This window comes from Acidaminococcus fermentans (genome assembly GCF_009696675.1).
Taxonomy (GTDB): domain Bacteria; phylum Bacillota; class Negativicutes; order Acidaminococcales; family Acidaminococcaceae; genus Acidaminococcus.
The window spans coordinates 1-12,486 of record NZ_VULN01000018.1 but is presented as its reverse complement, the minus strand read 5'-3'; the positions used below and the strand labels follow the sequence as shown (position 1 = coordinate 12,486).

Sequence of the window (12,486 nt, the reverse complement as noted above, 5' to 3'; positions counted from 1 at the left end):
TTAATGGGTATAATAAGACCCGGGAAGTGAGAAAAGAGACTTCCCGGGCCCTGTTTGTTTCGGGCTCTGAATGAAGAAGATAACCCATTGATCCAATGGTTTTTGGAGGTGTTTGTTATGCAGGCAGAACGCTTGAGTGACGAAGTGCGTGGATTGTTGGAAGCTGCCCAGCAGCAAGCCGTTATGAATTACAACCAGGAACTGACCACCGTCCATCTGCTGTCTGCCATGTGCAGCCAGCCGGACGGGTTCTTCAAGTTTGTGCTGAAGAGCCTGAACGTGGATGAGGCCCAGTTCAGCCGGGAGGTGGACCGTCTGCTGAAGCAGATCCCTTCCGTGAAGGGGTCCGATCAGCTGAGCATGAGCACGGGCCTGGCCCGGGTGTTCGCCCTGGCGGAAAAAGCCGCCGGCCAGAACCCGGTGACTGCATCCCATTTGCTGGCCGCCCTGTGTGAAGACGGGGATACGGAAGTGGTGGACCTGTGCAAAAAGTACGGGATCACCCGCAGTGCCATCCGTGGTTTGATCGACAAGTATGAAAACAATGGGGATGCGGATGAAAACCGCAAGACCCTGGAGAAATTCGGCCAGGACTTGACCCAGAAAGCCCGGGACGGGAAGCTGGATCCGGTAATCGGCCGTGACGATGAAATCCGTCGGACCATCGAAATCCTGTCCCGCCGGAAAAAGAACAACCCGGTGCTGATCGGTGAACCGGGCGTGGGCAAAACCGCCATTGTGGAAGGCCTGGCCCGCCGGATCGTGGCCGGGGACGTTCCTGAATCCCTGAAGAATAAGACCCTGTATGCCCTGGACCTGGCGTCCCTGGTGGCTGGGGCCAAGTACAGAGGGGAATTTGAGGAACGGTTGAAGAAAGTCCTGAAAATCGTGTCCGATTCTGCCGGCCAGATCATCATGTTCATCGATGAACTGCACACGGTGGTGGGAGCCGGGGCTTCTGAAGGCTCCATGGATGCGGGGAACATCCTGAAACCCATGCTGGCCAGAGGGGAACTCCGGTGCATCGGTGCCACCACCCTGAAGGAATACCGGAAATACATTGAAAAGGATTCCGCCCTGGAACGGCGTTTCCAGCCGGTGCTGGTGAAGGAACCCAGTGTGGAGGACACCATTTCCATCCTGAGAGGGCTGAAGGAACGGTACGAAGTCCATCATGGGGTCCGGATCAAGGATTCCGCCTTGGTGGCTGCTGCCACGTTGAGCAACCGGTACATCAATGACCGGTTCCTGCCGGACAAGGCCATCGACCTGGTGGATGAAGCCGCTGCCCGTCTGCGGGTGGAAATCGATTCCATGCCTACGGAACTGGATGAAAGCCGTCGCCGGATGCTCCAGCTCCAGATTGAGGAACAGGCCCTGTCCAAGGAAGAGGACGATGCTTCCAAGGCCCGTCTGGAAAAGATCAAAGAGGAACTGGCCAAACTGAAGGGCGAGAACGACAAGCTCATGGACCAGTGGAAGGCCGAAAAGGGCGGCATTGCCAAGATTCGTCAGGTCAAGAAGGATATGGACAATGTGAAGAAGGAAATGGAAGAAGCGGAACGGTCCTATGACCTGAACCGTCTGGCGGAACTGAAGTACGGCAAGCTGCCGGAACTCCAGAAACAGCTGGCGGCCCTGGAAAAAGAGGAACATTCCGACAAACGCCTGCTGAAGGAAGAAGTGGACGAGGATGATATCGCCAAGGTGGTGAGCACCTGGACGGGCATCCCTGTGAACCGTCTGATGGAAGGAGAAAAGAAGAAACTGGCGCACCTGCCGGAAATCCTCCACAAACGGGTGATCGGCCAGGACGAAGCGGTGGAAGCTGTCAGCGAAGCCGTAATCCGGGCCCGGGCCGGGATCAAGGATCCCAACAAACCCATCGGTTCCTTCATCTTCCTGGGGCCTACCGGTGTGGGCAAGACCGAACTGGCCAAAGCCCTGGCGGAAGTGCTGTTCAATGATGAAAAGAGCATTATCCGTATCGATATGAGTGAATACATGGAGAAACATACGGTGTCCCGTCTGATCGGTGCCCCTCCTGGATATGTGGGCTATGAAGAAGGGGGCCAGCTGACGGAAGCGGTGCGGCGCCATCCTTATTCCGTGATCCTGTTCGATGAAATCGAAAAGGCTCACCCGGATGTGTTCAACGTACTGCTCCAGGTGCTGGACGACGGCCGTTTGACTGACGGCCAGGGCCGTATGGTGGACTTCAAGAATACCCTGATCATCATGACCAGCAACCTGGGGTCCCATGAGATCATGGAAAAGAAGGGCAACATCAGCAAGGACGAAGTCCGGAGCATGCTGATGAAGTTCTTCCGGCCGGAATTCCTGAACCGGGTGGACGACATTGTGGTGTTCAAACCTCTCCAGGAAGAACAGCTGAAGGATATCGTACGGTTGATCCTGAACCATCTGGGCAGCCGGCTCCACAGCCAGCTGGAACTGACCCTGACGGCCACCGACGAAGCCGTTGCCTACCTGGCCAAAGCCGGGTTCGACCCTGCCTTTGGGGCCCGTCCTCTGAAGAGACTGATTGTCCATACGGTGGAAACCGTAGTGAGCAACAAGATCGTCCAGGGCGAGATCCAGAGAGGGGACCATATCGAAGTGGTTCTCCAGAACGGGAACATCGACGTGGTGAAGAAGTGAATGAAAACAGGGACTGCTGCCTGGGCAGCAGTCCCTGTTTTTTTTTGTCAGCTGTCAATAGTCAGCGGCCGAAGGAGACCATCTGCCAGGGGCAGATGCTCCTGAAGGGAAACGCAGCCTTACGGCTGCTAACCTACCACCAGCCTGGCGGCTGGTCTCCAGCTACGGCATAAGCGACCTCGCTATCCGCTGAAGCGGATGCTCCCTGCTTACGCCCTTGAAAAGGGCGGATAGACAGTACGCGGGCTGCTGCCCTTGTACTGAAAAGCAATGGGCGCCAGCCCGAGCGTATATCCGCCCTTTGCAAGGGCGGGGGTATCCATGCGCAGCATGGGTGGTGGGTTAGCAGCGCCAGCTGCGTTCCCATTCAATAAAATTTGTCTGCAAATTTTATCATTCGGCCATTGACGATTGACAATTGACCATTGACAGGGCTGCTGCAGCGCAGCAGCCCCCCTTTTTACCCCTCCAGTACGTGGAGGATCCGGTACAGTTTTTCTTTCAAATCGGCCACTTCTTCGGCTGTGAACAGGGGACCTTTCCGGTTGATCAGGCAGCCCATGGCATGGGGGACTTTCAGGGCCTTGTCCCGGAGGGCCAGTCCATCGGGGGTGATTTCCACCATGACGATCCGCTCATCTTCAGGCTTCCGGGAACGCTTCACATAGCCCATGGCCTCCAGCTTCTTCAGCACCGGGGTCAGGGTCCCGGAATCCAGGTAAAGCCGTTTTCCCAGGTCATGCATGGTCGTGGACTTTTCTTCCCAGAGCACCATCATGGTTACATACTGGGCATAGGTGAGGCCGATTTCTTTCAGGAAGGGAGTATAGGCAGCTACGATTTTCCGGGCGCTGGCATACAGGGGAAAGCAAAGCTGGTTTTTCAGCAGCAGGGGATTGCAGGCATCCTTTTCATTCATATCGATCATACCTCCGGTACGGAAAAATTTTTGACTGCACTTTATTGTAACAGGAAAAGAACATGAGAACAAATTAAATTTAGCAAAATTAAATTTGACAAAATTAAATAAAACAGGTATAATGGGTTTCACAAGAGGCCGATGGCCAGAAGAAAAGAAACAGAAAGCTCCGCTTTACGGGGGCAAGGGAAAACAGGAGGAAAAGACAATGAGCATTTACGGACAGACCAAAGGAACGGAACTGGAAGCTATGGCAAAAACCATGATGCAGGGAGAAGCCAACGGCACCATGATGTATTATGCACTGGCCCGGCTGGCCAAAGAACAGGGCTATGAAGATCTGGTGCCCCTGTTCATTGAAGCCGCCAACCAGGAAGCGGTCCATGCGGGCTTCTATGCCGTGCTCAACGGGAAATATCCCCAGGATTTCTGGGGCCTGGTGAAAACCCTCCAAAAAGCGGAAACCAATGGGGAGGCTCAGGTAAAGGCCATGGCGGACAAGGTGCGGGCTGCCGGGTTTGCTGAAGCGGCTGACGAAATGGAAGTGTTTGCCAAACAGGAAGGCCACCATGGGGAACTGATGGCGGAAATCCTGGCCCGGTATCCTCAGGCAGAGAAAAAGGAAAAGGCCAAAAAGGTGTATGTGTGCCCGGTCTGCGGCTATGAATACGAAGGGGACATCAACAGCGAAAGCGACGACTGGGTCTGCCCTCTCTGCGGCCAGCCCAAAAGTGCGTTCAAGGAAGTAAAATAAGAGGATGAAAAACAGGGGGTGCTGCACAGAACGTGCAGCACCCCCTTATTTTTCAGCAAAATTCTGCAGCAGCAGTTCCTGGAAGGCCTGGACTGCCGGGGAGAACTGGTGGTCTTTTTTCCAGATCAGGGACAGACGGTCGGTGAGGGACGGATCACAGGGCCGGAAGCACAGGGGGGAGCCGGCGGTGTTGATGAGCCCGTCCAGGCCCATGGCACAGCCCAGGCCCCCGGCCACCATTTTCGCCGCATTGGTCAGAAGGGTGTAGGTACCGATGATGTTCAGCTCTTCCAGAGGCTTTCCCAGCCATTTCAGGAGCAGCCCGGATTTCAGGGCCTGCTGGGACAGGATCAGGGGCAGGTCCCGGACCTGTTCCGGGGACAGGCCGGGCTCTGCGGCCAGGGGATGGGTACGGGGCAGCAGGATCCCCCACCGGTCTTCCTGATCCAGGGGCACGCTTGCGAATTTTTCCGGGTCCGAAGGGCCGTACACCAGCCCCAGATCCAGGAGCCCCTTGTTCAGCCGTTCCCGGACCCCTTCCGCGTCGCTGCTGAAGATCCGGTAGCGGATCCCCGGATGCTGGCGGGAAAAACCCACGGCCACCTGGGAAATCAGCCGGATTACGTCGGTTTCCCCGGTGCCCAGGAAAATGTCCCCGGCGATTTCCGCGGAAGCACGGATCTCGGACCGGGTTTTCCGGTACAGGTCCAGCAGTTCTTCTGCCCGTTTCCGGAACAGGATCCCTTCCGGAGTCAGGGACAGCCGGCGGTTTTCCAGATAGAACAGGGGCCTGCCCAGTTCTTCTTCCAGGGCCTTCAGCTGCCGGGACAGGGTGGGCTGGGTAATATGGATGATCTGGGCTGCCCGGGTGACGTTGTTTTCCCGGGCAATCACCAGAAAATTTTCCAGAGTTTCCATATCCATGGGAATCACCTCTTTTTTGCATTATATCATACATAAAACGTATTGAATGTTATTAAAACAAAGAATTTTACATGGAAAACTGTTTCCCTTATACTGAAGATGTCCAAAGAAAGTAACCAACAAGTGAAAAGGAGAAAATACATGCTTGGAAATTTTACTTATGAAAATCCCACCAAAGTGTTCTTTGGCCGGGGGGCTGTGGAGAATCTGGCCTCAGCCCTGAAGCCCTACGGCAGCCAGGTGGTCCTGGTCTACGGAGGCGGTTCCATCAAGAAGAACGGCATTTATGACAGGGTGTGCAAACAGCTGGAATCTGCCGGCAAAGATGTGACGGAAATTCCCGGGGTCATGCCCAACCCCACCATCGACAAACTCCGGGAGGGCATTGCCATTGCCCGGCAGCACAAGGCGGACTTCATCCTGGCCGTAGGAGGCGGGTCCTGCATCGACTACGCCAAGGCCCTGGCCATGTCCATCCATGAAGAGGAAGACCCCTGGGACAAATACTTTATGCGGTTCGAAGAACCCACCTGTGAAGTGGTTCCAGTAGGCTGCGTGCTTACCATGGTGGGTACCGGGTCCGAAATGAACGCTGGTTCCGTGATCACCAACCCGGCAACGAAAGAAAAACGGGGCAAAGCTTTTGCCGATGCCCGGGTATTCCCCCGGTTTGCCATCATGGATCCGTCCTACACCATGACCCTGCCCCGGTATCAGATGGTTTCAGGGATCTACGATATGTTCAACCATATCTGCGAACAGTATTTTTCCGGTATCGACGACAATACCAGTGACTACCTGGCGGAAGGCCTTATGCGGTCTGTGATCCACGCCAGCCGGATCGCCATTCGGAACCCTCAGGATTATGAAGCCCGGAGCAACCTGATGTGGGATGCCACCTGGGCCCTGAACACCCTGATCGCCAAAGGCAAGACCACCGACTGGATGGTCCACATGCTGGGACAGGCGGTGGGCGGGGTCACCAATGCAGCCCACGGCATGACCCTGGCGGCGGTATCCCCTGCCTATTACCGGCATATCCTGCCCTACGGCCTGCCCAAATTCAAACGGTTTGCGGAAGCGGTGTGGAATGTGGATCCCACCGGCAAAAGCGACCGGACAATCGCGGAAGAAGGGCTCCAGGCCATGGAAAGCTGGATGGAAGAACTGGGGCTGGCCAGGAACCTGCGGGAACTGGGGGCCACGGAAGATATGATCCCGGCCATGGTCCGGGGTACCCTGATCCTGGATGGTGGGTACAAGGTCCTGGACCAGCAGGAAATCGAAGAGATTTTCCGGGAAAGCCTGTAAGAGGAAAGGAGACGGTAATGAAAATCAGCAAAAAGATGAAAATGGTCCTTTTGACGGCGGTGCTGGGCACCTGCCTGCTGCAGATGGGAGGAGGCAGAGAAGCCATGGCAGCTGCACAAACGGCAAAACCGGCCGGCGAAATGCTGAGCCCGGGAGTGAAAACGGAAAAACTCCATCTGACCCGGGAATGGGACAAGGTATTCCCCAAAAGCGACAAGGTGGATCACCAGAAGGTGACCTTCCACAACCGGTATGGAATCACCCTGGCGGCGGACCTGTACACCCCCAAAGGGATAAAAGCCGGGGAAAAACGGGCGGCCATCGCCGTAAGCGGTCCTTTCGGAGCGGTAAAGGAACAGGCTTCCGGACTTTATGCCCAGCAGCTGGCGGAACGGGGATACATCACCCTGGCTTTTGATCCTTCCTTTACCGGGGAAAGCGGCGGCAATGTACGGAATGTGGCTTCTCCGGACATCAACACAGAAGACTTTTCCGCGGCGGTGGATTTCCTGGCCAACCAGAAGGATGTGGACGCCAACAGGCTGGGAATCCTGGGGATCTGCGGCTTCGGAGGCATCGCCATCAATGATGCGGCCATGGATACCCGGGTGAAGGCCACCGTAAGCTCCACCATGTACGACATGACCCGGGTGCTGGCCAACGGGTATTACGACAAGGAAGACAGCCCGGAACAGCGTCATCAGAAGCTGGAGGCCATGAACGCCCAGCGGACGGAAGACTACAAAAACGATACCTTCGCCCGGGCCGGGGCTAACCTGAAACCGGAAGAACTGAAGCCGGATACCCCGGAATTCATCAAACAGTACACTGCCTACTATGAAACCAAACGGGGCTTCCATCCCCGGTCCGTGAATTCCGTAGGAGGCTGGAACAAGACCTTTGCCCTGTCCTTCATCAACCTGCCCTTCCTCCAGCGGAGCAGCGAGATCCAGAGTGCGGTGATGGTGATTGCCGGGGAGAAGGCCCATTCCCGGTACTTCAGCGAGGATGCCTTCAAGAAACTGAAAGGCAGCAACAAGGAACTGGTGATCGTGCCGGGAGCCACCCACACGGACCTGTACGATCAGCTGGACAAGATTCCTTTTGACAAAATCGATCAGTTCTATCAGACCTATTTGAAGTAAGAGAAGGGGACTGCTGCGTGAGCAGCAGCACCCCCTTCTTGACATTTCCGGGAATTTTTTCTACTATGTACTTTCAGAACGTATTTTTGTGTCTGAAGGTGAAACTGTTGGAAAACGAAAATCCTGCTTTTGTGCGCCGGGCAGATGCCCGGCTGTTTCTGTCCATATTGGCCGCGGGACTTCTGTCCTTTACCGGGGTGGTCATCGAAACGGCCATGAACGTGACCTTCCCCACCCTAATGGAGGAATTTTCCGTGAGCACCTCCACGGTCCAGTGGCTTACTACCGGATATCTGCTGGTGCTGGCCACGGTGATCCCCACGTCCAGCTACCTGAAGCAGCGGTTCCCTCTGAAAGGGCTTTTTGTGGCCGGGAATCTCCTGTTCCTTACCGGGACGGTGCTGGACGGCCTGGCCGGGAACTTCCCTCTGCTCCTGCTGGGACGGCTGCTCCAGGGGGCGGGCACAGGCATTGGCCTGCCTCTGATGTTCAATCTGGTGCTGGAACAGGCGCCGCTGGACAAAATCGGCACCATGATGGGGGCCGCCATGCTGGTGTGCGCCCTGGCTCCGGCGGTGGGCCCTTCTCTGGGCGGGTACATTATCGGCCATTTCGGCTGGCGGATGATCTTTGCCGCCCTGGTGCCCGGGCTGCTGTTCTCCCTGGCGGTGGGGATCTGTGCCATTCGCCAGTCTTCGGCCTGGGGGCCCCGGCCTTTTGACGGGTTCGGCCTGGGCTGCCTGATGGTGGCCCTGCCCTGTCTGCTGCTTTTGTGCAGCTACGGGACGGTGCTGCCGGCCCCGGCTCTTTTGGCCCTGGCCGGGCTGATGGTGCTGGCCCTGGCCGTCTTTGTCCGTCAGGAGAACCGGCTCCGGAAGGCCGGGTCCACCCCGCTGCTGAACCTCCAGGTGTTCCAGGTGCCGGCTTTCGACGGGGCGGTGCTGGGGCTGCTGCTGGTCCAGTTCCTGTGCCTGGGAGTGGGCTTCCTGCTTCCCAATTATGCCCAGATCGTCCTGGGGTCCGATCCTTTTGCCGCCGGGTGCATCCTGCTTCCCGGGTGCCTTTTGGGGGCGGCCCTGGCCCCTGTAAGCGGCCGGCTCTATGACCGGCTGGGGGCCCGGAAGCCCCTCATCCTGGGCAGCTGTGCCATTATCCTCAGTTTCGGGCTGTACCAGCTGGCTCTGGGGAAGGCGGCCATTCCCGGGCTTACGGCCATTTATGTGGTGTTCACCCTGGGCCAGGGGCTGTCCGCCGGGAACATCCTGACCTATGCCCTGGAAAACCTGCCGGAATCCATCCAGCCGGACGGGAATGCGGTGTGCAACACCCTCCAGCAGCTGGCCGGGGCAGTGGGGACTTCCGTCTGTGCGGCCCTGGTGGCCGCCGGCCAGGCCGGACGGGCCCTGGCCGAAGGTACCAGCCTGGGCACTGCCCACGCCTTCCATCTGCTGCTGGTCCTGGCTCTGTGTCAGGGAGCCTGCATGGTGTGGGCGCTGGGGAAAAATCGGCAGGCAGTCTCTAGTCACTAGTCTCCAGTTGAAGGATACCATCTGCCTGGGGGCAGATGCTGCTGAGTGGAAAAGGCAGCCCTATGGCTGCTAACCCACCACCCATGCTGCGCATGGATACCCCCGCCCTTGAAAAGGGCGGATATACGCTGGGGCTTACGCCCTTTGCTTTATGTGGGTACCAGGGCGTAAGCCCACATACCCATTATCCGCCCTTTGCAAGGGCGGGGGACCAGCCGTAAGGCTGGTGGTGGGTTAGCAGCGCCAGCTGCGTTTTCCTTTCAAAGAACCTGGCCATAGGACAGGTTCTATCCAAAAAACGATACCTATGGCTTGCGACTCCAAAAGGGGCCGCCCGCTCTGTGTATCCGAGGAAGCCCGCCATGGCATTTGGCAAAGGGAAAGAATATCTGGATACCAGGGGATCTGGGGGACCGGATCTTCGTTCTGGAATAACGAATAAGGAAGGATGTTGTTTATGAATCCACTGATTGCACCGGAAAACACCTGGCTGCTGCTGGCCCTGACCTGCGGGGTGGTGGCAGGCTCCATCTGGCTGGAACAGACCTATGCCTGGGCCTCCCGGATCTCCGGGGCCGTACTGGCTCTGGTGGCGGCCATTGTGCTGGTGAACCTGAACGTGATCCCCAGCCATGCCCCCATTTATGACGATATCATCTGGGGATACGCCGTACCCCTGGCCATTCCTCTGCTGCTGCTCCAGGCCAACCTGACGAAGATCTGGCAGGAAACCGGCCGGCTGCTGTTCATTTTCCTCATCGGGGCGGTGGGGACCGTGTGCGGAGCCGTGCTGGGCTGCTGGCTTTTGGGGAGCCGGATCGACGGGCTGGCCAAGGTGGCGGCCATGATGACCGGGTCCTACATCGGAGGCGGGGTCAATTTCGTGGCTCTGGCCGATGCCTTCCACACGGAAGGGACCCTGGTTTCCGCTACGGTGGTGGCGGACAACCTGAACATGGCGGTGTATTTCCTGGTGCTGCTGAAATGCGTGGGCAGCGCCTTTTTCCAGAAACACTACCCCCATCCCCACATGGACCGGGTGGCCCGGGAAGGACGGGAAGACGCCCAGACCCAGGCGGCGGCCTACTGGCAGCCCAAGAACATTTCCTTAAAGGACATTGCCCTGGACCTGTTCTATGCGGTGGCGGTGGTGACCCTGTCCCAGAACCTGGGGAAGGCCCTGGGGGCCGCCATTCCCACCGGCAGCGGCCTGGGACACATGGCCAACACCTTCTTCAGCAGCCAGTATGTGTGGATCACCCTGTTTTCCATGGGGTTCGCCACCTTTTTTGAAAAACAGGCGGCAGCCCTCGCCGGAGCCCAGGAAATCGGCACCTATTTCATCTACCTGTTCTTCTTCGCCATCGGGGTGCCCGCTTCCATCCTGGAAATCCTCCGGAACGCGCCGCTGCTGTTCGTGTTCTGCTTCCTGATGGTGGTGGTGAACATGGCCTTCTGCTTTGTGGGAGGGAAACTGTTCCATTTCAGTCTGGAAGACATCGTCCTGGCCTCCAATGCCAACATCGGAGGCCCCACTACCGCGGCAGGAATGGCCATTTCCCAGGGCTGGACGGCCCTGGTGGGCCCCAGCATGCTGGTAGGCACCTTCGGCTACGTAATCGGCACCTATCTGGGTATGGTGGTCGGGGGAATATTGGGGGCGTGAAAAAGGGACTGTTGCTCTTGCAACAGTCCCTTTGCTTTCCCCTTTATCCGCTCCGCCTCTTCCCCTTCCACCAGGGTGGGACGGTAATCGTTCCAGTCCGGGGTGGAGGAAATCCGGCAGGGGATCACTTTTCCCGGGTCCGTTCCCACCAGATGGCCGTCCCGGAACCGGAAGGTCTGCTGGTAGATGAAGGTGTCCTTGTCTCCCGGGTTGCTGTTGCCTCCGAAACAGAAATTCCCCAGGCTATAGCAGATGGTCTTTCCCTTGTAGGTTTCCAGAGGCTGGATCACATGGGGATGGGCTCCCAGCACCAGGTCGGCTCCGTGATCCACCGCCAGATGGGCCAGCCACACCTGGTCCTCGTCCGGATGGGTTTCCAGTTCGCTGCCCCAGTGGAAATAGACCACTTTCAGCCGGGCCCCTTTTTCCCTGATTTTGGCCAGTTCTGCCATCAGCTGATCGGCGGCCCCGGCTTCCAGGGCGTTGATCCCCACCAGGCCTACAGGGATTCCCTTCACCGGGAGAATCTGGCTTTCCTCATAGCCGAAGGGCATGATTCCGTTGTCTCCCAGGGTCTTGAAGGTGTCCCAGTACCCGTCGCTGCCATAGTCGTAACTGTGGTTGTTGGCCAGGGAGGCGGCTTCCACGCTGCCGGCTTTCAGCACTTCCACATAGGCCGGATCGCCCCGGAAGGCGAAGGTCTTGTCCTGGCGCTGGCCCCGGGTGGTGAGAGGGCCTTCCAGGTTCACCACCGTCAGGTCGTCCTTGGCAAAAACGGACTGGACGCCTGCCAGGAATACGGAACCATCTCCGCCGGCGGCGTCCCAGGCGGCCGGGAAGGTGGCTTCATAGCCGAAACTTTCTTCCGTGCCCAGGGTACAGTCTCCGGCGGCGCTGAGGGTCACGGTGGTAAGAGGGTCTTCCGGAGGCCGGGGAGCCGGAACGGGAGAGGCAGGGGCCGCCTGGGCCGGGGGAGTTTCCGGCAATCCGGGAGATGCTTCCGGAGCCGCAGGAGCGGCTGCCGGGGCGGCAGGGGTTTCCGCCGGGATCGGTGCCGGTACCTTCCGGGCTCCCAGAGACGCCGGGGAGGCCAGGGCGGGAGCTGCCAGAAAGGTCAGGGCCGCCAGACAGGAGATGAACAGGGTGGAAATGGGATGGGTCATAGAGCAGGTTCCTTTCTCTGAAATTTCAGTGCTTATCATAATGAGCCGCATAGCGGCTCGGTCTCGAGTCTCGAGTCTCGAGCCAAATGAAAAATTTGCAGGCAAATCTTTGAACGTGTAAATCGGTACCGTAGGGGCTGCACGCCGGGCAGCCCGCCAAATCATCGATGATCTGCGCATTTTGCGGGGCGCCGGGCCTGCGCCCCCTACGGTTATACACAATAAGAAGAACCTGGCCGAAGGACAGGTTCTATCCAGCGGTCCGAGACTCATGACTCGAGACCCGAGAAAGGTGTATCATATATTTAGACAGTATGAAGCGAGACTTTCTTGGAGAAAGGAGCGTCTTTTATGAAGAGTCTAAAAATGTACACCAGGGATTTCAAAATCCAGGTATGCAAGCTTGTTTTGGAT

The 12,486-nt window shown here is 57.7% G+C and carries 9 protein-coding genes; 6 read left to right on the top strand and 3 right to left on the bottom strand.

From position 1 onward, the window contains the following. Positions 1–117 precede the first annotated feature (117 nt). On the top strand, positions 118–2,661 hold the full coding sequence (gene clpB, locus FX155_RS10380) for an ATP-dependent chaperone ClpB (protein ID WP_154488635.1): 2,544 nt from the start codon (positions 118–120) through the stop codon (positions 2,659–2,661). Between the two features lie 460 nt (positions 2,662–3,121). Here the strand turns inward: clpB and FX155_RS10375 are convergent, their stop codons facing one another. Beyond that, complete coding sequence (locus FX155_RS10375; protein WP_229778528.1) at positions 3,122–3,589, bottom strand: MarR family winged helix-turn-helix transcriptional regulator; 468 nt, start codon at positions 3,587–3,589, stop codon at positions 3,122–3,124. A 199-nt stretch (positions 3,590–3,788) separates the two neighbouring features. Here FX155_RS10375 and FX155_RS10370 point away from each other — a divergent pair, with 199 nt between their 5' ends. Next, positions 3,789–4,334 carry a rubrerythrin family protein gene (locus FX155_RS10370; RefSeq protein ID WP_154488634.1) on the top strand — a complete coding sequence of 182 codons (546 nt, stop codon included), beginning with the start codon at positions 3,789–3,791 and terminating at the stop codon, positions 4,332–4,334. A 45-nt stretch (positions 4,335–4,379) separates the two neighbouring features. Here FX155_RS10370 and FX155_RS10365 read toward each other — a convergent pair whose 3' ends face one another. Next, the gene (locus tag FX155_RS10365) at positions 4,380–5,258 is read right to left on the bottom strand and encodes a LysR family transcriptional regulator (RefSeq protein WP_154488633.1); all 879 of its coding nucleotides are present in this window, start codon (positions 5,256–5,258) and stop codon (positions 4,380–4,382) included. Positions 5,259–5,399: 141 nt separating this feature from the next. Here FX155_RS10365 and FX155_RS10360 point away from each other — a divergent pair, with 141 nt between their 5' ends. The 4 genes from FX155_RS10360 (at position 5,400) to FX155_RS10345 (ending at position 10,909) form a co-directional block, all read left to right on the top strand. Beyond that, positions 5,400–6,569 carry an iron-containing alcohol dehydrogenase gene (locus tag FX155_RS10360; RefSeq protein WP_154488632.1) on the top strand — a complete coding sequence of 390 codons (1,170 nt, stop codon included), beginning with the start codon at positions 5,400–5,402 and terminating at the stop codon, positions 6,567–6,569. A 17-nt stretch (positions 6,570–6,586) separates the two neighbouring features. Further along, positions 6,587–7,714, top strand: a complete 1,128-nt coding sequence (locus FX155_RS10355) for an alpha/beta hydrolase (RefSeq protein ID WP_154488631.1) — start codon at positions 6,587–6,589, stop codon at positions 7,712–7,714. A gap of 65 nt (positions 7,715–7,779) precedes the next feature. Beyond that, positions 7,780–9,243 (top strand): DHA2 family efflux MFS transporter permease subunit, encoded by a 1,464-nt coding sequence (locus tag FX155_RS10350; protein WP_154488630.1) that lies wholly within the window; start codon positions 7,780–7,782, stop codon positions 9,241–9,243. Between the two features lie 457 nt (positions 9,244–9,700). Further along, on the top strand, positions 9,701–10,909 hold the full coding sequence (locus tag FX155_RS10345; protein ID WP_154488629.1) for a DUF819 domain-containing protein: 1,209 nt from the start codon (positions 9,701–9,703) through the stop codon (positions 10,907–10,909). On the opposite strand, the gene FX155_RS10340 is transcribed toward FX155_RS10345, so the two are convergent. Further along, entirely contained in the window at positions 10,870–12,072 is a 1,203-nt protein-coding gene (locus tag FX155_RS10340) for a CapA family protein (protein WP_154488628.1), read from the bottom strand. The genes FX155_RS10345 and FX155_RS10340 overlap by 40 nt on opposite strands. Positions 12,073–12,486 lie beyond the last annotated feature (414 nt).